Annotated in this window: 27 protein-coding genes; 11 read left to right on the plus strand and 16 right to left on the minus strand. The window is 63.5% G+C overall.

The genetic code is table 11. The features are described 5' to 3' along the window. Nucleotides 1–117: 117 nt before the first annotated feature. From OHD62_RS23005 to OHD62_RS23015, 3 genes are all read left to right on the plus strand, one after another. Nucleotides 118–471, plus strand: a complete 354-nt coding sequence (locus tag OHD62_RS23005) for a cupin domain-containing protein (RefSeq protein ID WP_263787449.1) — start codon at nt 118–120, stop codon at nt 469–471. A gap of 122 nt (nt 472–593) precedes the next feature. After that, nucleotides 594–767, plus strand: a complete 174-nt coding sequence (locus OHD62_RS23010; RefSeq protein WP_263787450.1) for a hypothetical protein — start codon at nt 594–596, stop codon at nt 765–767. Nucleotides 768–819: 52 nt separating this feature from the next. Further along, nucleotides 820–1,305 (plus strand): pyridoxamine 5'-phosphate oxidase family protein, encoded by a 486-nt coding sequence (locus OHD62_RS23015; protein WP_263787451.1) that lies wholly within the window; start codon nt 820–822, stop codon nt 1,303–1,305. A 246-nt stretch (nt 1,306–1,551) separates the two neighbouring features. On the opposite strand, the gene OHD62_RS23020 is transcribed toward OHD62_RS23015, so the two are convergent. Together OHD62_RS23020 and OHD62_RS23025 are read right to left on the minus strand one after the other, a co-directional pair. Beyond that, nucleotides 1,552–1,782: a hypothetical protein gene (locus tag OHD62_RS23020; RefSeq protein WP_263787452.1), complete on the minus strand. Its 231-nt coding sequence runs from the start codon at nt 1,780–1,782 to the stop codon at nt 1,552–1,554. A 271-nt stretch (nt 1,783–2,053) separates the two neighbouring features. Continuing rightward, a complete protein-coding gene (locus OHD62_RS23025; protein WP_263787453.1) occupies nt 2,054–2,311 on the minus strand; it encodes a hypothetical protein in 258 nt (85 codons plus the stop codon). Between the two features lie 325 nt (nt 2,312–2,636). On the opposite strand from OHD62_RS23025, the gene OHD62_RS23030 reads away from it, so the two are divergent. After that, nucleotides 2,637–3,569 (plus strand): hypothetical protein, encoded by a 933-nt coding sequence (locus OHD62_RS23030; RefSeq protein ID WP_263787454.1) that lies wholly within the window; start codon nt 2,637–2,639, stop codon nt 3,567–3,569. 80 nt (nt 3,570–3,649) lie between these two features. On the opposite strand, the gene OHD62_RS23035 is transcribed toward OHD62_RS23030, so the two are convergent. The 9 genes from OHD62_RS23035 to OHD62_RS23075 all read right to left on the minus strand — a co-directional run bounded on the left by OHD62_RS23035 (nt 3,650) and on the right by OHD62_RS23075 (nt 12,240). Next, complete coding sequence (locus OHD62_RS23035) at nt 3,650–3,889, minus strand: hypothetical protein (protein ID WP_263787455.1); 240 nt, start codon at nt 3,887–3,889, stop codon at nt 3,650–3,652. Between the two features lie 398 nt (nt 3,890–4,287). Then, nucleotides 4,288–5,358: a sensor histidine kinase gene (locus tag OHD62_RS23040; protein ID WP_263787456.1), complete on the minus strand. Its 1,071-nt coding sequence runs from the start codon at nt 5,356–5,358 to the stop codon at nt 4,288–4,290. Nucleotides 5,359–5,483: 125 nt separating this feature from the next. Further along, a complete protein-coding gene (locus OHD62_RS23045; protein WP_263787457.1) occupies nt 5,484–6,323 on the minus strand; it encodes a hypothetical protein in 840 nt (279 codons plus the stop codon). A 26-nt stretch (nt 6,324–6,349) separates the two neighbouring features. Then, nucleotides 6,350–7,279: a phosphatidate cytidylyltransferase gene (locus OHD62_RS23050; protein WP_263788525.1), complete on the minus strand. Its 930-nt coding sequence runs from the start codon at nt 7,277–7,279 to the stop codon at nt 6,350–6,352. An 11-nt stretch (nt 7,280–7,290) separates the two neighbouring features. Then, complete coding sequence (locus OHD62_RS23055) at nt 7,291–8,052, minus strand: lysophospholipid acyltransferase family protein (protein WP_412177420.1); 762 nt, start codon at nt 8,050–8,052, stop codon at nt 7,291–7,293. A gap of 10 nt (nt 8,053–8,062) precedes the next feature. Next, nucleotides 8,063–8,497, minus strand: coding sequence for a hypothetical protein (locus OHD62_RS23060; RefSeq protein WP_263787460.1), 435 nt, complete (start codon nt 8,495–8,497; stop codon nt 8,063–8,065). Continuing rightward, nucleotides 8,494–9,828 carry a phosphatase PAP2/dual specificity phosphatase family protein gene (locus OHD62_RS23065; RefSeq protein WP_263787461.1) on the minus strand — a complete coding sequence of 445 codons (1,335 nt, stop codon included), beginning with the start codon at nt 9,826–9,828 and terminating at the stop codon, nt 8,494–8,496. The genes OHD62_RS23060 and OHD62_RS23065 overlap by 4 nt, the downstream gene beginning before the upstream one ends. A gap of 4 nt (nt 9,829–9,832) precedes the next feature. After that, nucleotides 9,833–11,614: a bifunctional alpha/beta hydrolase/class I SAM-dependent methyltransferase gene (locus tag OHD62_RS23070; protein WP_412177421.1), complete on the minus strand. Its 1,782-nt coding sequence runs from the start codon at nt 11,612–11,614 to the stop codon at nt 9,833–9,835. Between the two features lie 23 nt (nt 11,615–11,637). Continuing rightward, complete coding sequence (locus OHD62_RS23075; RefSeq protein ID WP_263787463.1) at nt 11,638–12,240, minus strand: CDP-alcohol phosphatidyltransferase family protein; 603 nt, start codon at nt 12,238–12,240, stop codon at nt 11,638–11,640. A 387-nt stretch (nt 12,241–12,627) separates the two neighbouring features. On the opposite strand from OHD62_RS23075, the gene OHD62_RS23080 reads away from it, so the two are divergent. Then, a complete protein-coding gene (locus tag OHD62_RS23080) occupies nt 12,628–12,822 on the plus strand; it encodes a hypothetical protein (protein WP_263787464.1) in 195 nt (64 codons plus the stop codon). Between the two features lie 401 nt (nt 12,823–13,223). Here OHD62_RS23080 and OHD62_RS23085 read toward each other — a convergent pair whose 3' ends face one another. The 3 genes from OHD62_RS23085 to OHD62_RS23095 all read right to left on the minus strand — a co-directional run bounded on the left by OHD62_RS23085 (nt 13,224) and on the right by OHD62_RS23095 (nt 14,488). Beyond that, a complete protein-coding gene (locus tag OHD62_RS23085; protein WP_263787465.1) occupies nt 13,224–13,646 on the minus strand; it encodes a BA14K family protein in 423 nt (140 codons plus the stop codon). Between the two features lie 33 nt (nt 13,647–13,679). After that, the gene (locus OHD62_RS23090) at nt 13,680–14,105 is read right to left on the minus strand and encodes an EF-hand domain-containing protein (RefSeq protein ID WP_263787466.1); all 426 of its coding nucleotides are present in this window, start codon (nt 14,103–14,105) and stop codon (nt 13,680–13,682) included. A 152-nt stretch (nt 14,106–14,257) separates the two neighbouring features. After that, complete coding sequence (locus OHD62_RS23095) at nt 14,258–14,488, minus strand: hypothetical protein (RefSeq protein WP_263788527.1); 231 nt, start codon at nt 14,486–14,488, stop codon at nt 14,258–14,260. 169 nt (nt 14,489–14,657) lie between these two features. Here OHD62_RS23095 and OHD62_RS23100 point away from each other — a divergent pair, with 169 nt between their 5' ends. The 6 genes from OHD62_RS23100 (at nt 14,658) to OHD62_RS23125 (ending at nt 18,246) form a co-directional block, all read left to right on the plus strand. After that, on the plus strand, nt 14,658–15,005 hold the full coding sequence (locus OHD62_RS23100) for a hypothetical protein (RefSeq protein WP_263787467.1): 348 nt from the start codon (nt 14,658–14,660) through the stop codon (nt 15,003–15,005). A 915-nt stretch (nt 15,006–15,920) separates the two neighbouring features. Continuing rightward, nucleotides 15,921–16,283 carry an EF-hand domain-containing protein gene (locus OHD62_RS23105; protein WP_263787468.1) on the plus strand — a complete coding sequence of 121 codons (363 nt, stop codon included), beginning with the start codon at nt 15,921–15,923 and terminating at the stop codon, nt 16,281–16,283. 91 nt (nt 16,284–16,374) lie between these two features. After that, entirely contained in the window at nt 16,375–16,758 is a 384-nt protein-coding gene (locus OHD62_RS23110) for a hypothetical protein (protein ID WP_263787470.1), read from the plus strand. Nucleotides 16,759–16,781: 23 nt separating this feature from the next. After that, nucleotides 16,782–17,378 carry an RNA polymerase sigma factor gene (locus OHD62_RS23115; protein WP_263788528.1) on the plus strand — a complete coding sequence of 199 codons (597 nt, stop codon included), beginning with the start codon at nt 16,782–16,784 and terminating at the stop codon, nt 17,376–17,378. Further along, entirely contained in the window at nt 17,375–17,845 is a 471-nt protein-coding gene (locus tag OHD62_RS23120; RefSeq protein WP_263787472.1) for a hypothetical protein, read from the plus strand. The genes OHD62_RS23115 and OHD62_RS23120 overlap by 4 nt, the downstream gene beginning before the upstream one ends. After that, on the plus strand, nt 17,842–18,246 hold the full coding sequence (locus OHD62_RS23125; RefSeq protein ID WP_263787474.1) for a periplasmic heavy metal sensor: 405 nt from the start codon (nt 17,842–17,844) through the stop codon (nt 18,244–18,246). The genes OHD62_RS23120 and OHD62_RS23125 overlap by 4 nt, the downstream gene beginning before the upstream one ends. Before the next feature lie 416 nt (nt 18,247–18,662). On the opposite strand, the gene OHD62_RS23130 is transcribed toward OHD62_RS23125, so the two are convergent. Both OHD62_RS23130 and OHD62_RS23135 read right to left on the minus strand, forming a co-directional pair. Further along, nucleotides 18,663–19,196, minus strand: coding sequence for an Hsp20/alpha crystallin family protein (locus tag OHD62_RS23130; RefSeq protein ID WP_263787476.1), 534 nt, complete (start codon nt 19,194–19,196; stop codon nt 18,663–18,665). Between the two features lie 82 nt (nt 19,197–19,278). Next, nucleotides 19,279–19,740, minus strand: coding sequence for an Hsp20 family protein (locus OHD62_RS23135; protein ID WP_263787477.1), 462 nt, complete (start codon nt 19,738–19,740; stop codon nt 19,279–19,281). Nucleotides 19,741–19,882: the final 142 nt, after the last annotated feature.

A 19,882-nucleotide genomic window follows, 5' to 3' on the forward strand; every position in this document is an offset into this window, starting at 1 on the left:
GCGCAAGGTCAAGCGGACCGCCGCCAGTGCGAAGGCAGGGCATTCGCGTTGCCGATGTCCGGGGCATCGGCTATTGACCGGCAGCCAATGCCGGCGCAGTTCAAATGGAGCCCGATCATGACAGACCAGACCATCCTCAAATTCGGCGCCGTTGAAAACGCCGAGGCCGGCGACCTCGCGGGCTGGGTCGTGGTCGACGGCAACCCGACCATGAAGACCGCCGTCCAGCACACCACCAAAGACGGCAAGGTCATGTCGGGAACCTGGCAGGCCACCCCCGGCACCTATCACGCGACCTATACCGATTACGAATTCGTGCACATGATCTCGGGCCGTATCGTCATCACGCCCGATGGCGGCACGCCCGTCGAAGTCGGCCCTGGCGATGCCTTCGTAGTCGAAGCCGATTTCAGAGGAACGTGGAAGATCATTGAGCCGGTGACCAAGCACTTCGTCGTCAGGGTCGGCTGAAGCGAGGCGGCACTGCCAGGCAGGTGAGAGTGGAAGGACTGGTACTGCCGGGCTGATGAAGCTCTCCGATGGAAGCGGAACCTATCACTATCTCAGGTTGTTGTGTCGCTGGAAGGCGGCCCATGCCCCTCACAGTCCGAACCACGCTCTGCGACATTCGTGATGACCTGCATGCCCTGCGCAAGACGGTGGCAAGCCGTGGTCACATTGAGGCGATCCAGGCCATCGATGCGCTGATCGGCGTCGCCGAAATGGAGGCGGTCCGGGCCATCCGGCGGCTCGACCAGGGTGCCTGACTCAACCAGGATCTGACCCAGCAGAAACGAACCAACGGAAAGAACAATCACAATGAATATCAGGGAGATGACGCGACAGGAATGCACCGTCATGTTGAAGTCGGCCAGGCTTGGCCGCCTCGGCTGTGTCAGAAACAACCGGCCTTATGTGGTGCCGATCCATTTTGCCTTCGGCGACAATTTCATTTTCAGCTTCTCGCTGCTCGGCAAGAAGGTCGAGTGGATGCGGGTCAACCCGCGAGTCTGCCTGCAGGTCGACGATGTCGGCGGCGTCCATGGCTGGAAGAGCGTCGTCGTCGACGGCGTCTTCGAGGACTTGCCGAAGGCGCCCGCTCTGAATCCGACGGCGCCGGCCGTCGTCCAGCAGGGGCCGCAGTCGGACCATGAGCGTGAATTTGCCTGGTCGCTGCTGCAGAAGCACGCCAACTGGTGGGAGCCCGGCTCGCTCAATCTGGGTGCGACGCCTGTCACTGCCGGCAGCCATCTGTTTTACCAGATCAAGATCGAGACAATTTCCGGACGGCAGGCGTTTCGGTAGACCCATGGTCGAGTAGCGTCCAATGTCTATGTCAAATGACGTACCCGTTGCCGGGCGAAAGACGCAAAAAAACCCGCATTCCGGAGGGGGGATCGGGAAGCGGGCTTTTTAACAACCGAACGCTTGGGATGTTCGATATGTCAAATAACATAGAAGCGAAGGATTGGTTCCACCCGCAATCATCTAATTCTGCTACGGTGCGTCAGCCGCAAGTGTGGCGTCGGTTAGGAGCAAGCGCAGCGTCGGCTAGAAGTTGAAATAGATCGCCGGCGGATATGGATTGGACCCATCCTTGCCGGCTGGCGCCACCATCGCACCAGACGAGGCCGTGATCCCACCTGTGGGCTTGTCATCTAGCTGCGGCCTGCTTTCGTTGGCCGTGGCCGCCTTGGTCCCGGTGGCAACGACTTTCGTCTTGGCCTCCACGGATTGCGAAAATGCTAGCAGGACGAGAATTGCAGACAGGGCAAGTTTCATGATGGGTCCCTCCGTGGTTAACGCAAGGTTAACCACAGCCGCCGGCTCGAACACCGCCGCTGTGTGGAAGGGCGTCGAATTCTCCGGAATTCCTGGAATATGGCTTGTGGAAAAGCGCGACTGCAAGGAACCGACGCGAGTCAGGCTTGCAGCCGCATCAAGGGCACCGGGTGCGCAGCACGTCGCGCAAAGTTTGACGGTCACTCGTCCTTGATAACCGTCGTTCGCGCATGAGGGCAGCAGCTATTCGCCCGCTTCGTCCGACCTGACGTCAATCCTTGAAGCCGGTCGAGTCGAGCAGGGCCACCTGCTTGCCGTCGATATAAAAGCGGATCACATGCGCGCTGCTGTCGACTTCAATGCGCGTGGGCTCGATGGCCGCACGAACCGGCTTGCCGTATGTCGCTGCCGCGCGTGAGCCGGCTGCAGCTCGCGACGGTCCGTCCGGCCCGAAGGTCAGCAGCAGCAGCGCGGCGGATCCAGCCGCAACGGCGGTGAAGGGGATTTTGGGAGAGGCGATCCAGGACATCGAATTGTTCCTTCCTTGGTTGAGGCGGCGGTTCGTTTTTCGGCCGGAAAGCCCGGTTTCGCGGTTGCTCAAATCGGTCGTGCCATGACTGCGAGGGAGGAAGGGGTTGTGTATTCAAGCTCCAGATCGTTTTACGGCGGTTGCCCTTGCCTTGCGCGACCTTAGCGCCACCCGGCGGGGCGAAAAGGGCAGGCGCGTGGAACAGCGTGGAATTCCGCGGATTTCCTGGAATATGGAACTTTAGGAGAAGTGCGGCTCGCAATGAATGCTGTGGGAGCAAGTGCTGGCACATGTTATGCCTTGCAGTGGCATAAGGGGCAGTGGGATGGCACAGCATATCGCGCAGAAATTGCGGCTGACTTCGGCCCTGCTGGGAGCCGTCAGTCGCAAGGATCTTGCGGCTGCGTTCCGTGACGTCAACCCGAACACGGCGTTCGATCTTGGTCGTGCCGACAAATGGCTGCAGGGCCGCGCCCAGCCACGCCAACTGAGCGTCTATGACGATTGGTCGAAGGTTCTTAAGCTGGAGCAACCCGGCGCCTGGATTGCCCAAAGCGATCTGCGCGGCTTCACCGCCGCGATCTGCGCCCGACACGGCATCGACAGGACGGAACTGGAACGCCGCGCCGGCGCGCAGTTCGAGGCATCATCCGGGCATGAGGAGCGAGGCCTCGGATTGGCCCTTGCCGGAACCTACGCATGTTATTCGCATGCCTTGTCGCCCTATTATCGCGGCCAGCTGATCAGGGGCAGCCTGTCGATAGAGATCGGGCCGGGTGCGCACGGGTTGACTGCCGCCTATCGCGAGGTGTTGCCGACCGGGCAATTGCTGGTCGGCGGACCGGTGACCTCGACAAAACGCGGCCTTTATGCGCTTCTCAAGGAAACCGGCGGCGATGCCCATTTCTTCCTCTGCCTGTTCCCGCAGTCGCGGCCGGGAAGCGTGCTTGGCGGCTATATGTGCGGTGGCGCCATCATCGGTCCGGAGCCGCAGCCGTCCCTGACCAGGATCCTGATCGTCCGCTTGCGCGATCCGGCGCCGGAGGGATGGGGCGGCTATCTGCCCCCTGGCGGGTCGATCGCCAGAGATTTGGCATCGCTCGGTCTGACCGTCGAGCAGCCGGAAGCGGTCGACCGGCAGCTGGCGCAATTCCTCATCGGAGACAGCAGCGACGGCGGCGCCAATCAGATCCCGCCGGCCGAGTTCCGGGCTATTCTAGATGTGTTCGACCGTCATTGGCTGCGCCAGTCGGGTTAGCGCAAAGCGCCGGCCTCGGTGAAGGACGCAGGCCGATCGGTCTACGGGAGCAGTATCCTGGAGATATCGCCGCTGATGCATTAACTCCTGGCGGGGCTAGGTGATGTATCGGAACTACCAGGCGGCTGCCGCGACAACGCCAGAAGTTCCGCCTCGTCCGTGATTCCGGCCATGTAGTTGGCGACGATTCGAGACGCCAGTGCTTCTCGATGAGCTTCAGAATCACCTTTCCGCTTCGCCCGCTCGAACACGCGTCCAAAGAGCCCTACTTCGGAAGGCGTGAAAATGCGGGCCTCTTTGATCTTGCGATTGATCGACATGTCCACCCGCCTTTTTCGGGTGCGAAAGACAAGCGCCGATCCTGACGTGCAGCTATGGAGACTCGGGTGGGCCGGCGCTCAGCGCCAAATTAGTGATTTCTCGATGCCGTTTAGTACCAGCGTCCACGGCCGTAGAAGCCGCCGCCGCCTAGCAGTAAAACAATAAGAACAATGACCAGTATTGTGGTGATATCCATGTTCGCCTCCTATGAGCGCGCCCAGCGGTATTCGCCGCGCGCCGCTCTTGCCCTGAGCAGTGTGTAAGTTGTGCCTGTAACCTCAATCAACGTTCCGCAAGCGTTCTTGTTCCAATGAACAGGTCGAGCATGGCCAGCCCAACGGAACCGCTTAGTTAAGTGGCGTGACGCCCACTCGCCGCCGACCAGGAATGGATCAGGCTACGCTGCCCGCGGTATGCGTGACGTGAACGTCGCCCTGGTCACCGACACGCTGGTGCCGCCGGTGTCGCTGATGACCTCGACCTTGGCCTCCAACTGCTTGACCAGCGCCTCGACGATGGCCGTTCCCAGACCCACACTCGGCGCGTCGACGACGGTCTTGCCGGCGCCATTGTCCGAGACCGTCAGCTTCCAGTCGCTGCCCTCGGTTTCGTAGGTCACCTGGATCAGGGCCTTGGCCTTCTCCATCGGGAAAGCATATTTGATCGCGTTGAGAACGAGCTCGGTGACGATCAGGCCGAGGCTCACCGCCTTTTGTGAGTCTATCCTGCCGCCTTGCGCCGTGACGTTGACCGCGATCGGCTGGTCTTCGCCAACCATCGAGGTGGCCAGGCTGCTGCATAGTTTCGACAGATAGGAGACGACGTCGATCTCTTCGACGCCGGCCTCGGTGTGGAGGTGGCGCTGTACTTCGGCGACCGACAGCACCCGCTGATGGGCATCCTTGAGGTGCTGGCGGGTTTCCTCCGAGGTGACGGAGCGGGCCTTCAGCAAAAGGATGCTGGCGATGATCTGCAGGCTGTTGGCGACCCGGTGCTCCATCTCGCGCAGCAACACATCCTTCTGCCGCAGCAATTCCTCGGTGCGGCCGAGAAGCTCTTCCTTTTCCTTCTCGATGGCGCGCCGCGCCGTTATGTCGTTGAAGGCGAGCAGGATGGTGATGGCAGAGCTGTGGTCGTAGAGGACCTTGCGGGCGTTGAGCAGCATCGTGCGCGGGCCGATATTGGGGAAATCATGCTCGACCTCGAAGCCGTCCATCGCCGTCTTCTCGGGGATGATCGTCTCCAAGAGCAGGCGCAGCGCCGGGATGTCCCATTGGCCGTCGCCGAGCGCGTAGAGCAGTGAGCCGTGTGTCTGATCGGGGTCGACCTTGAAGGTCTCATAGAAGGAACGGCTGGCCGCCAGCACGCGAAACTGCTCGTCGAGCACCAGGAAGGGCTCGGCGATCGTATTGACGATGGCCTGCGCCAGCGTCTGCGCGTCGTCGATATTGGAGATGGGATGGAACAAGGCTCAAAGCCGATCTGGAGGCGTTTTGCCTCCTCTCAGGCCCTATCTTTACACAATTGCCGCATCGGTGTCGCGAAATGAATCGATCCGACGGTGCCATGCTGGCCCAGGACGCGAGCGGCTTTTCACGGCCCCAGGACCTTGAGCGCCGCCGGAACCGGATAGCGGCTCCCATCATAGCGCAGCTGGTAGGTCCGGTTCACAGATTTGCCGGGATGGGACTGGCACTCGCCCTCCTTGTCGAGGGAGGGCTTGTCGGTATCCGTCCGCTCGACCACGATGATGTCGTGATAGCCATGATGGCTCACCGGGCTCATCGCCAGGCTGACCTGGCTGGAATGAAAGGATCCCTCGCAATTGGTATCGCCTTCGCCACCATTGCCGGCCACGACGAGGCCGTCGAGCACCACGCGCAGGGCATCGCCGGCGAGGGCATAGAGCCGCAGGTCGGTTTCGCCGAAGGGATTGGGCTGCGAATGGTTGGCCATTTCGATGCGCAGGCCGAAGGCGGTGACGGCGGGCGCCAGCCTATAGCGGCCGGTATCGAATTCGACCTTGCGGATGGCGATGGCGTCATCGGTCATCAGCCCGGGCTGGAGCAAGCGCTGGCGTACCTGCAGGCTCTTCCTGTCGACGACCAGAAGCTCGATATCGCCAACATGCCCGTCGTCGCTGGATTTGGCGCTGTCGATCAGTGGCACTGCGACCAGCAGCAGGTCGTCATGGGCGGGCCAGATCTTGCAGACCAGTCCGAATGGCGTATCGCCCTCCGGGAGCGTCTGGGCGGCGATGCTGATATGGGGTTCGAGTGTGAACGAGGCGCCGTCGGCGCTCTTTCGGGCCTTGGGATAGGCCTGCTGCACCAGGGCGGCAGCATCACCGCAATCGCCGGCCGCGGCCCAGGCGGGCGACAGGCTGGCGGCGGTGGCGAGGCCGAGGAAGAGGGTACGCAACAGTGTTCGCATGGGGTTCTCCGATCCCGGGTGGGCCATCACGTCCAGAAATAGCGCACGGTGTGGAAGAACACCGGGGCGGCGAAAACCAGGCTGTCGGCGCGGTCCATCATGCCGCCATGACCCTCGATCAGATGGCCCCAGTCCTTGACCCCCTGGTCGCGCTTGATGGCCGAGGCGACCAGCCCGCCGAGAAATCCCATCAGGCAGGCGATGAAGGCGACGCCGGCCGCCTGCAGGGGCGAGAACGGTGTCAGGAACGACAGCAGCGCGCCAAGCAGGCTCGCCGCCGCCAGCCCGCCGATCAGCCCTTCCCAGGTCTTTGACGGTGAGACGGCCGGCGACAACAGATGTCTGCCGAACAGCTTGCCGAAGATATATTGCAGCACGTCGCTGCCTTGCACGGTGATGATCAGGAAAGCGATCAGCAACAGGTTGCGGCCTTCGAAACCGGGCAGTTCGAGCGTCAGCAGCGCCGGCACATGGCTAACGCAATAGACCGAGATCATGACCGCCCATTGCTGCGCCGAGACGCGTTCGAGAAAGCGCTCGGTGTCGCCATGCAGCGCCGTGATCGCCGGCATCAGCAGGAAGCAATAGACCGGGATGAAGATGGTGAAGAGGCCGTACCAGGCGGTCCACACCAGCCAGTACTGGAACGGGATGATGATGCCGAACATGCCAAGCAGCACCCAGTGGTCGCTGCGCCGGTTGTGGGTCAGCGTCACGAATTCGCGTAGCGCCGCAAACGAGATCAGCGCGAACAGGATGGTCATTGCGCGGCGGCCCAGGAACATGGCGACGGTGATGGCCAGGACCATCACCCACCAGGCGTTGATGCGCTCGTTGAGGTTGACCAGCGCCGAGGAGAGCGGCTTCGGCGCGCGCCACGACAGGATGCCGGCGATCAGGTTCGCGATGGTCAGCACGGCCGTGAGGCCGATGACCAGGATCAGGGTTTCGCGCATCGGCATGTTGGTCAGTCGTCTCCCGGGGCGCCGTGCCGGATATCGGATCCTGCACGATGCTCTAAGCTCTTTTGGTCACGCGATGTTTTTCGGACAACCGGCTTTTCCGCACCATGCCTTGGCGGGCGGGGGTTCAACGCAAGCAGCGTCTGGCGGGCGCGGTCGAGAAAGGCGCGGCGTTCCTCGCCAGGCGCGATGGCCACCGGCGCACCGAAGACGACACGGCAAAGCAGCGGCACTGGCACGAACTGGCCCTTGGGCAGCACCCGCGACATGTTCTCGATCCAGCAGGGGATGAGTTCGACATCGGGCCGCGCCATCGACAGATTGTAGAGGCCCGAGCGGAACGGCAGCAGGGCTTCGTCCGTCATGTTGCGCGTGCCTTCAGGAAACAGGATCAGCGAGTGACCCTCGTCGAGCACCGACAGCATGATCGAGATCGGGTTCTGCGCCTCGTCGGTCCACTGCCGGTGGATGAGCACGGAGGACAGCATGTCCTGCGCGATAAAGCGGCGCAGCCGCGACTTGCCCCAATATTCGGCCGCGGCGACGGCATGGGTGCGGGCGCGCTGCTTCTCGCTGAGGCAGGCCGACAAGAGGATGAAATCGCCGTGGCTGGCATGGTTGGCGAAGTAGATGCGCTGCCGGTCCGACGGCTCGCTGCCGCTCCAGATCGGCCTGACGCCGGTCACCGCCCAGGCCAGCGCCGACAGGCCGACCGAGGTCATGGTCTGCAGCAAGGTGAAGGTGGTGGCGCGGATGTGGAGCTTCATCATCGGCGGATCAGACAAATGCCGCGACAAGCGACGCTGCAGCGAACAGGCAAAAGGCGATGCGCTGCTTCATGAGCAGGCGGCGCGTGCCTGACATCCGCTGGTCGAGCGATCGCGCAGCAGCGGGCTCCGGCTTCAGCCGCATGCGGGCCAGGAGATCGTCGACCGCGGCACCGCCGGCGGTCTCGCTGGCATGGCTCGCCATCAGCCGGAACAGCAGGGCGTCGAACAGGATGAGCATCGAGAAGGCGAGGGTGGCCAGGGCACTGGCGGCGGCCACGAACCAGGCCACCGCCGACAGCGGCGTCGCCTGCGGCCCGGCAGCCAGCCCGATGACGGGGGTCGCCAGCACGCAAGCCGCGATCACCAGCAGCGGCCATGCCGCCTGCACCATCAGCGCGGCGGCGAATGCGCCTGCTTTGTCCTGAAAGGTCTCATTGTTCATGCCGGCTCGTCCGCTCCGATATGAAGATGCACGGGCCGGCCCGCCGCAGCGAGCTTTTTGCGCGCCTGTGCTGGTGTTGGTGCCCGGCCGGTGGCGACCAGCCATGCGGCGACGACGCCGGCGCTGCGCTGGAAGCCGAGCGCGCAGCAGACCAGCACGGTGCCCTGGCCGCGCGCGTCCTCGATCGCCGTCACGGCTTCTGCGAGCCTGTCGCGCGACGGCGGCAGAAGGTCGAGCATGGGAAGGCTGGTCCAGCGGCGGGTGGTGCCGCGCGGCCTTTCCAATTCGCCGGCAAGGTCGATCACCGTGCCGAAGGCGTCAGCTTCGGCCGCTGTCGGAAAGCGGCCGAGCGAGACACCGTCGGCCACCGCGATCTCAGGCGCAAGCTTGCGGGTCCATGCCCATATGTTGATCCTGGCGCCGAGCCGGTATGGCCAAAGCAGGATGCGGCTCGCCGGCGAAACGCTGCCGTCGGCGGCTTTCTGGAACACTTTGGCGCCGGCCCCGGCGTAGGCGAAGGCGACGATGGCCAGCGCCAGCGCCGGCCACAGCAGGACGAGCCACAGCGCCGAGACGAAGGCGCCGGTAGCCGCACCTGCCAGCGCCAGCGCCGCGCCCAGCGCATAGAACTGCGCCAGCCGCCTGGCCTTGGCATCGGCGGTCAGTCGGAAACCGGCGAACGGCAATTCGCCCTTGGCCGGAAACAGCCACAGCGCAAAAAACCCGAGCAGCGCGCCGGTCGGGATGTCGATGAAATGATGCTGCCAGGTCGTCAACACGGAGGCGCCGATCAGGAAACACCAGACATGCCAGGCCGTCCGGGCGACGCCGCCCAGCTTCTGACGCCAATGGTCCCAGATGATCACCAGCAGCGCGATGTGCAGCGACGGCGCCTGGTTGAACGGCTTGTCGAAACCGCCGAGCACCGCGAACAGGAAGCCCGGCAGGCCTGATGTTTGCGGCCGCACGAAGGTCGCGGTCAACGGGAACGCGATGAAGCAGGTGACAGCGACGATCTGCGCGGTGAGGTAGCGGCCGGCGAGCCGGTCGACGCCGCTCTTGGTATCGTTGAGCAGCAGCGACAGGCCGTAGAACAGGTTGATCGACCAGTAGGGTATGATCGTCCAGGCGATGAATGGGATGCCGTGCTCCCAGTCCAAGACGATGCTGCCGACGTGATCGCGCCGCGACGCCAGCCAGTTGGCGTAGCCGTAGGTCGAATAGAAGAACGGCGCCAGAAAGGCTAGCCAAAGTGCGGCCCGCAGCACGACACCGGAATAAGGCTCGCGCGCCGGGATGGACAGGGCTGGGTCGGCGGCAGGCACGTCCATGTTCTCAGATGCGCCGCGCGACCGAGACGGTGAAGATGCCCCATTGGTCGATGCGCTGGTCGAGTTTTTCGAAGCCGGCGGCAGCCACCAGCTGGTCCATCTCGCCTTGCGTGCGCCGGCGCATCACCCAGGCCTGGCCGCCGCGATGCGAGGTCAGGCTGCGCGCGATCATTTCGAGCTGCGGATGCCAGGGCTGGTTGGTGTAGAGGAGGAGGCCGCCGGGCTGCATCGCCTTGGCCAGCCCACCGAGCGAGCGGGCGATCATGGCGTTGTCGGCAAACAATTCGTAAAGCCCGGAGACGATGGCAAGGTCCGGCGCCGGATCCAGCCCGGCAAGCATTTTGGCGTCGAAGGCGTCGGCCTGGTGGAAGGAGACGGTTGCCGGCAGCTTGCGCTCGGCGATCAGCTTTTGGCCAAGCGAAACGTTGAGGTCGGAGAAATCCTGCAGCCGCACGCTGGCCGGCGGCTCGGCGCATTTGGCGACGGCGTCGAGCACGTAGCGGCCACGGCCGGCGGCGATATCGACGATATTGACCGGCCGGCCCGCCGCCTTGAGCGTGGCAACGGCGTTGCCGATCAGCTCTTCCAGATGAAGCTTGCGCTGGCGGATGCCGCGCCAGCCGATGGCGTCGAGGAAGGTGCGGTCGATCCTGCGGCCGATGGGACCGGTGCCCCGCGCCTTGTTCTCGTAAACATAGTCGAGCGTCGAGCCGGAATCGAAGCCGGTGGCGATCCCGGTCTTCATGCCCGACGACAGCCAGGCGCCCATGCGGATCGAGGCGCGGCTCATCGCCCAGTAAAGGCCCCTGGGCGACAGCAGCGGCAGCGGCGAGGCCAGCTGGTCGGCCTCGTCGCGCGTGTAGCCGGCGCGGTCGGCGCCGGTAAGGTCGACCGGCTTTTCCGGTGCCGCGAATTGTTTCTCGAGGAATGGCCGAATCAGGTCGAGCGCTTGGTGGCGGTCGCGTTCGCCCAGCGTGTCGTGGAAGAAGCCGGGCAGCACATGCCGCTCCTTGGCGGGGCTTGCCAGATTGACGAAGAACTGGTGCTGCGGCCCGTGCCGCACCACCCAGTCGGCCCCGGAAATCAAAAGCTGCGTCGGCACGGTGATGGCGCGGGCATCGGCGACGATGCGGGCGGCGTGGTCGTAGAGCTCGACCAGGATGTTGGAGGCGATCGGTCGCGTGATCAGCGGATCGGCGTCGAAGGAGGCGATACGCTCCGGGTCGTGTGTCAGAAATTTCGCCTTGACGTAGGAATTGACGAAGAAGCGGCCCTTGATCCTTTGCCACAGCGCAATGCCTTCCTTGGCGAAGGGCACGTAGAGCTTGACCGAAAAGGCCGGCGAGGCGACCACCAGCGCGCGGATGTCGGGCGCATAGTCGTGCACCCAGGCAGCGGCGAGCACCGCGCCGAAGGACTGCGCGATCAGTGCAATGTCGCGCGGACCAAACCCATCCTTGCCGATCTCGCGCACGAAACAGTCGATGTCGCGCACCAGGGCCGCAAAGGACGGGGCATAGCCGCGTTCGCCGGCCGAGCGGCCATTGCCGCGCGCATCCCAGGCGTAGAAGGCATGGCCTGGCATGGCCAGTTCAGCGACCAGATGCGCCATGCGGCCGCCGTGCTCGTGGCCGCGATGGAACAGCAGGATGGCGCCCTTTGGTTTTTCCCCGACCGCCGGCCAGTAGCGGTAGAAGATCTCGGTGCCGTCATGGCTCTTGAAAGTCCGCTCCTCAGCCACGCGCTCGAGGCTCGCTGTGGCTGTGATGTTCTGTTGGTGAAGCATGGCGTTCCCCTCGAGGCTGGTCATCAGCCGTCGCTCCCCCTAAGGCCGCTGCGTATCCGGTTGATGGCGGTCGCCAGCGACAGTGTAGCCATGGCTGGAAACACAAACGGCGCGATTGCCCCGACCCACAGGCCGCAGGCAATGAGGAAGCCGATGACGCCGAGCGCCAGCGCCCGGTCGCTCTTGCCGAACGGCCCGGCATAGTTGCGGCCCGTGCCGGCAGCTGTGCCGAGCACCCCGGCATATTCGGCGATGATCGCCGCGATGGCGAAAGCGACGACGCCCCAGGCCGGGAAGACAGCGGCAAAGGCCAGGATCAAAGCCAGGTCCGAGACGATGTCGCAGAGTTCGTTGAGGTACATGCCGAGTTTCGAGGCCTGGCCGTGTTCCCGCGCCAGCATCCCGTCGATGGCGTTCAGCGCCATGCGGACGAACAGCACCACCGGCATCAGCAGGAACACCGGAGAATGGCCGGCAAACCTTGCAACGACAAGGCCCGTGGCAATCGAAAGAGCGGCGGCGAGAAGGGTGATCTGGTTGGCGGTGACGCCGGTCTGTGCCAACCTGTCGGCAAATGGCCGCAGCTTGGCCTGGAAGGCCGGTTTCAGCGCATAAAGCGTCGGCATGTGCGAACCCCCCGGCCGCAGCTCAAGATGATGCGGCAAGGATGGTCAATCGGCAGTCAAGACGCAAGAGCCGCGCGAGCGGTTATGCGTGGCTATGATCGGCAGGGCCAAGGAGTTGTTACCGTGTTAGCGAAAATGGGTAACAACTCCTGCTTGAGGCTACGCCGGTGGCCGCCGCAAGGCGGGGAGTCGCCGCGATATTGCTGAAAAATCCTAATGAAAACCCCGGTGGAGCCCACCGGGGTTCAGCACAACTGGTTAATACACCCTGTACCAGACCCAGACACGCTCGCGATAGCACCGGGTGCGCCAGCGGCCATGCCGCCAATAGCGACGGCAGACCCGTCTCCAGACGCGCCGCCTGCGCCGCCTGTTGTATCTGCGCCAATGTCGCCGCCGATGGCTGATCGGTTCCAATTCCGTCTGGGTATCGCCATCCTCGAAGACTTCTTTATCCTGCGCCTCGAGTTCATCGAGAATGCCGCTTCTGGCGGCTGGAACGCCGGCCACCGCATTGACGGGCCGAACCGCGGCCGCGAGAGCCGCCGCCCCTGCAATGCCAAACATTCCTGTCAGAAATAGTCGCCGATCCATGGAAACCTCCCAATCACCTTTGAGCGAGACAAGGTCTACATCTGCAGAATAGCGCGATGGTTGTAAAAACCAAGGGCTCGCAACGGAAGTGGTAAACACCTCATATGCCGAATATGCCGAGCCGATGTTTGCCGGAACGGCTGGGGCCGCTGCAGATTCGCTCACAACCGATTTAGAGTCTGTTCGTTCGCGATGGACGCTGCGCTAATCGCCTGGGATATCTTCAACAGTGCCGCCCCAGTCCTCTGGCGCGATATCGGCGATCGATTGCGAGAAGGTCCAGCTGTGGCCGGCAAGGTCGCGGCAGTTGGCATCGAGCGGTTGCGAAGCATGTTGTCTCTTTGCTCCGCGTCAGTGCGCGGGACCCGCTACCGACGGAGCACTCCAAATCAACTATAGGGCGACCAGCATTGCTGGCGAGGACCTGAATAGGGCTGATAGCTGTTGTCCCAGGCGCGGTAGGAGACGTAGCGGTCGTAGCACCAGCGGATATGGGCGGCAGCCAGCCGGGCTGCTGGGCGCGGTGGCGGAGCGACGGTTGCGACCGCCACGCCGGTGGCGAAGGCGGCGGCGGGGAACCAATAGCCATTGTAGTAGCGATAGCCCGGCCGCAAGCGGACGTAGCCTCGGTAGCCATTGTAGTAATAGGCGCCGCCGACGACATAGAAGCCGCGCCGGTGGCGGACGGGTTCAGGCGCGGTTGCAGCCGATGTCAGTCCGGAAGCTGCCATGACCGGCAAGGCGCTGGCCGGTGAAGCAAGCACCGAAGCGCCGAGCATCAATGCGCAAAACGCTGTGATTGTCTGTTTCATCGTGTTCGTCCTTTTGATGTCGAAGAGTGCTGGTCAGCGATGCCTGAGCGCCCGCAATTCGGAGATCGAGAGCGCACGGTCCCCGTTCTTGTCCGCCTGCAGCAGCCGGTCGGGAATGAAGCTTGCAAACTCGTCGCGCGAAATTTTTCCGTCGCCGTTGCGATCCATGCGGCCGGCCTGTGCCTTGAAATCCGCGACCTGCGCACTGCCGAAATCGCGCCTGGATTTCACCTGCTGCACGGCATCGCGCACCTCGCCCGGATCGAGCAGGCCGTTGTGGTTGGCATCCATCCGGTCGAACATCTGTGCCCGCGCAGCCTGGATCTCGCCGAATTCAAGTATCCGGTCTCCATTCGTGTCGATGCGCTGGAAGAGTTGCCTTGCTGCGGCCCCGTCCGCCGCCAAGGCGCCGTTTGCGCCAAGCAGCAGGCCCGCGAAGGCCATGGCGATCTTGTTCATGCTGGTCTCCAGTCTCGGTCGGACAGCCCGCGGCGGGCGTCGTTGCAAGACCTTCTACGCAGCGCCTTGTCTGCCCCTACGCAGCAAGTGATGTTTTTTCACGGATGAAACGCCACCGCCGGACAGCGGGCCCGGCACAGCGTCAGGAAGGGTTAGTGTGGTGCGCCGCCAGCAAAATGTCGAACGCCGTTCGTGGTCATCCAGCGGGCGCGGGCAAGATGCGTCGCCCAGGCCCGGAATGCCCTCTCCGGCTCCCGGATCGGGTCGATGTGCAGAACATTTTGGGCAACCTCACGCCAGTCTGCTCCGTCCGCCGAGGCATCGAGCAGCCGGATATAGGTCAGCATGCAGTCTTCGTCATATCCGGTCGGCACCGACGACATCGGTGCCACGTCCGCTATGTGAGTCTGCTTTGACATTGCGACCTGCCAACGGTGAGCAAGGCGGCATCATGTCACGCGATAGTTTAGCCGGCGCCCTGTGTTCGAAGGACGCGGACCAACCGGAATTGTAATTTAGTGGAACCTAATCTTAACGATGCGATTACCATATATGGGTAAACATGAGATCCGGACTGTTGCTGAACACTGGCTGTCGGCAGATCAGCTGGCAGAGGATCCAATGATTGCCGTCAAGGACCGCATACTACAAGCAGCCGAGAACGATACGATTTCTTTCGTCGTTGCCAAGGCTGCGCAACGCGACGCCGATCTCGTCGAAGCAACCGACCCCGTCGAGGACGCCGATACCATTGAGAAGATAGAGCCGCAACAGATCAGGCTCGCTGCAAGCTTTTTCCACGATTTGGAAGTGTCTATCCTTGTTCTTTATGCTGTCTACGCCATCGCAGTGGCGGGTGTGGCCGCATTCCTGTTGCTGCAATGGGGGCATGTCCTCTAGACAACACCTTCGGTGACAATGGCAAATGAGCCATCCGTCCAGCGGCTGACACCTCGATAAGCCAGCAGAAATTGACAGTTCAAGCCGAAGCCCGCCATCCCTTGGGGGGATGACGGAACTCAGCCACCCTGGGGGATGACGGAAATCCGTCACCCTGGGGATGACAGGTTCCGACACCCCGGGGATGACGGGCCCCGTTGCCTGGGCGCCCGGGCGCCACGGTAGCTACGTCTGCAACTGATGCTCCCGTAGATGTTCAATACGCGGCCGTCGCCGCTTGGTGCATCGGCTAAATAGATGAAGGCCCGCGCTCTGGCGAGGGCGCGGGCCGATCGGGTTGCAGCCCGATCCGCAGGGGGAATCCGAAAGATTCCGCTGCTTAGAGATAGTTATTAGGCATACCTAATGTTCCTGCATCGGCCGAACGAATGATGTGACCGCCCTCGAGCGCGAGCACGCTGGCTAACGATTCTTTTCGCGCGAAGCAGTGCGCCCGGCAACTTTCTGAGAATGGCGCTCGTGTTTGCGGGGAGAGGCTCGCGTTCGGGGGGAAGCCATGCACAGGAAGCAACGTGTCATCCTCTTGGTGGCGGTCTTTGCATCTGTTCTGGGCTTTGCGCTGTTGGTGGTGATCCTGCAGATACTCAGCTCGTTCGATTAGACTTCAGCCGTTGGAAATCCTCTCGTCCGGTGTTGGTCTATCAGTGCGGCGAGATCGCCTTTGTGCGAGAATTTTTCGTAGGCGAGCGTAGGGGCGCGGTCCGTCCTGCGTATCGGTCAGCAGTCGCCAATGACAGGGCGACCGATGACAGCGAAAGGACCACCATCATGAAATGCCCAGCATCTCTTGCGGCCCTGCTTCTGGGGTTCGCACCGCTTTGCGCCGCCCAAGCCCAGGATGTGCCAGGCAGGGACATGTCAGGCAAGCGCATCCTGCAGGGGGTCGACACCAATGGCGACGGCGCGATTTCGAAGGAGGAGATGATCGCCGCCCGCGAGCGGGCCTTCGAGAAGCTCGATCGCAATGGCGACGGCGTCATCGATGAGAAGGAAATCGAAGGCGCGCGTGATGCCATCATCGATCGCGCCGATGCCGCGCAGGCCAGGCTCGGCAACCGCTGGCGGCGCCTGGACATGAATGGCGACGGCAAGGTTTCGGAGGATGAGTTCCGCGGCCGCACGCCGCTGTTCGACTTCGCCGACCGCAATGGCGACGGCAAGCTTTCGACGGACGAAATCGCCGCCGTCCGCAAGCTCTTCGCCGATCGCGCCGGCTGACGATCCCGCTACCATTTTCTGTTCGACACAAGGCTTCAGCCTTTCCGGGTGAACGCCTCCGTCTTTTCTGAGCAAAATCAAGGAGTATGACATGCTTTCTTCAGCGAAGATTCGCCTGCTCTGCCTCGGTGCGATGCTGGTAATATCGACGGCCATACCGGCCGTCGCCGAGGAATGGAAACGGCCAACCGCGCATGGCGGCGAGATCAGTCGCAGCGTTACTGGCGATGGCGGCGTCTATACCGGCTCGACCACGCGCACTGGCCCCAATGGCGGCACCTATACGTCGACATCCAAATGCGTGGCGGGCGTTGTTGACCGCTGCTCCAGAAGCTATTCTGGCGTCGGGCCGGACGGGCAGTCCTTCTCCGGCAAGCGGGTGTCGGCGCGTGGGCCTTTCCATGGCCGCTCGGCCGGCAGCTTTACCGGACCGAACGGCAAGACGGTCTACGGATTCCGCCGCTGGCGCCGTTGACGTTCAGGAGCCCTCGCCAGTTGGTGCCCGTCGCAGTGCAGCATGAGAAGCCCCGTGAGGACGACGAACTGCTGGCGCGCGTGGCGGCGGGCAACCAAAGCGCGCTGTCCGAGCTCATCGCCCGCCATGGCCGGGGCTTGCGGACGTTTGCCGCGCGCTATCTCGGCAATGAAGGCGACGCCGAGGACGTGGTGCAGGAGGTGTTCGTGACCGTCTGGAAACAGGCCGTGCGGTTCGACTCCGCCCGGGGGCGCGCCTCGACCTGGCTGTACAGGATCACCGCCAATCGCTGCATCGACCAGCGTCGGCGCCAGGCGCTGCGCACCTTCATGGGTCTCGATGATATCAGCGACGAGGTGGCCTCGCGGGAGCCCGACGCCGAAGCGGCGACCGCGGCGCGGCAGGAGCTGGCGATCGTCCGCGACGGCCTGTCGCGCCTGCCGGAACGGCAGCGCATGGCCGTGCTGCTCAGGGCCGTCGGCGACCTTGACATCGCGGCAATCGCCGAGGTGATGGGCGGCAGCGTCGGGTCGGCTGAGCAATTGCTTGTCCGCGGGCGGCGGGCGTTGCGGGACCATCTGGCAATGACGGCCGAAGGCCGTGAAAGGAAGTCCTCATGACAAGGGACGAGTTCGAACGAAACAGGCGTCGCTTCGGCGACGATGTCAATGCCTGGCCTGCGCCTTTCCGGCAAGAAGCGCTGGCCTTCATGGCTGGCGTAACGGCGACCGAGCGAGCGCTCCAGGACGATCCGGATCGTGCGCTTGACCGCCTTGTGCTCGAGGCGGCGCTGACGGATGGCGACGACCAGGCGCTGGCGCGCAAGGTGCTGGCCCGTATCGACGCCGGCCGGGCACAGTCATCCTTCCTGCCGGGCTTTTTCCTGGCGCCGGCGGGGCTGGCGGCCTGCGCGGCGGCAGCGCTCCTGGCGGTGACTGTGGCGGGCTATCAGGTAGCGCGGCTACAGGACGACCTGCCGGATTCGGAGCTTCTGGCACTGGCCTCCGGCGCGCGGCTGTCTGACGAGCCAGGTATCGTAGACGAGCCAGGCATCGCGGCCGATCCGATAGAGGAGGATTCGCTTTGACGAAACGTTCCTGGATCCTGACGACTACGCTGGTGCTGCTCGGCCTCTCGCTCGCCGTCAATTTCTTCCTGATCGGTTATGCGGCGCATGGGTTGCGGCAAGGAGCGGCGGGGCGCTTGCTGATGACCGAGATCGCCGGCACCTATCCGCCTGAGGTGAGGAAGGAGTTTCGCAGCATCATGCGCGAGAACCGACCGCGCACATTCTCGGCACTGCGCGAGCTGCGCGCGGCGCGGGCCAATCTTGCGGCGGCGCAGCAGGCTTCGCCCTTCGACGAAGCGGCGGTGAAGGACGCGATGGCGGCAGTGCGCACCGCCACGACTAACCTTCAGGCGACCGTGCAGGACTATCTGTTGACCGCGCTGAAGACCGTCAGGGCAAAGAGTGGCGAGGGGGGCTGATGCCTTGTTGGCGGGACAATCGTCGTCGACGTGTTGCGATGTCCAACTTGCGGGTTGAACCAATCGTGAAGATGGAACCATGCGGCACGACAGGCTTCCTGGAGCGGCGGATTTTCAAGTCGAACCGTGCCGCCGCTCAATCTTTTGTTTGATCATCGCCTTGGTGGCGAACGGTCGCCATCGCCTCCACGCATGTGATCGACGTCGCGCCGTCTCTCTGCTACCGCGCCGTGCTCCTGGCCGAAGGCCGCATCGTTCATGGCTGGGATGCCTGGCAACTGGCCGAGGCGAGCCCTCACCCCCGGCGCGTTCCAAGCCGGCGTCATGCGGCTGCTGAGAAGCCACGCCGTGGCGGGCGGCTGATCACTTTTCCTGCGCGGCCGGGCGCGCGATTTGCGGCCCGGCCGCCAACGCCGTCAGTGCTTGCTCTTGCCGGAACCGGCGCTGCCGCCACTGATCGCGATGCGCCTGGCCTTTGCTTGCGCACGCTGGGTCTTCGGCAGCGTTACGGTGAGTACGCCGTTATGGAAGGCGGCGCTCACCTTGTCCTCCTCGACCTCGTAGCCGAGCGGAATGCGCCGCTCGAAGCGGCCATAGAAACGCTCGGAGAACTGCTTGTCCTTGTCCTCGGTCTCGGAGCGCTTCTCGCCGCGCAGCGTCAGCACGCCGTCATCGAGCAGAACTTCAACATCCTTCTCGTCCATGCCGGGAATCTCGGCGGTCACGCGGATCTCCATCTCGCCGTCGGAGATTTCCATGCTTGGCCAGGCGCGTGCGCCATAGCCGCCGCTGAGCGACGGCAGCCGCGTGTCGAAACCACGCCAGGCATCGTCGAACAGGCGGTTCATCTCGCGGTGCAAGGCCATGAACGGATCGCGATCGCTGTCGCGATAGAGGTTGGGGACTTGATTGCTCTCCCGGCCCCAGGGAATAAGATCACGAATAGCCATTTGGATCGTCTCCTTTCTCGGTTGGTCACGGTAAGGCGACGCCGGCAAATCTCCCCGCGTCGCGTGTTTCAGCCTGGATGGTTCAGGCGGCGCGCTTCTTCATCTCGACCTGCCCTGCCTCCGCTGTGCTGTCCGTCGCGATTGCGATGCGACGCGGTTTCGCCTCTTCCGGCACCTCGCGCACGAGATCGATGGCGAGCAGCCCGTTGCCAAGCCGGGCGTCCGCCACCTTCATATGGTCGGCCAGTTCGAAGCGGCGCGTAAAGGGCCGTGACGCCAGGCCGCGATGCAGATACTCGACCTCTTCCGGTTCCTTGTGCTGGCCTGTGACGATCAGCAGGTTCGGCTGGTGGGTGATGTCGAGATCGTCTTCGGAAAAGCCGGCCACAGCGATCGTCACGCGATAGGCGTTCTCGCCGCGCCGCTCGATGTCGTAGGGCGGCCAGCTATCGAAAGCCCGCGGGCTGTTTTCCAGCAGGTTGAAGACACGGTCGAAGCCGATGCTCGACCGATAGAGCGGGGAAAAGTCGAATGCGGTTCTCATAGCTACATCCTCCATTGAGCAACATAGGTACGAGGAGCGCCAAGAAGCCGGCGCTCCCTGGTTCCGCCGGCCCCGTTGGGCGACCGGCACTGTCGATTTGGTGGCCGTCTGACCGAAGTCAAGAGCCCGATTCCGTCTTGCC

The organism is Mesorhizobium sp. YC-39, assembly GCF_025753795.1.
In the GTDB taxonomy this organism is placed as follows: Bacteria; Pseudomonadota; Alphaproteobacteria; order Rhizobiales; family Rhizobiaceae; genus Mesorhizobium.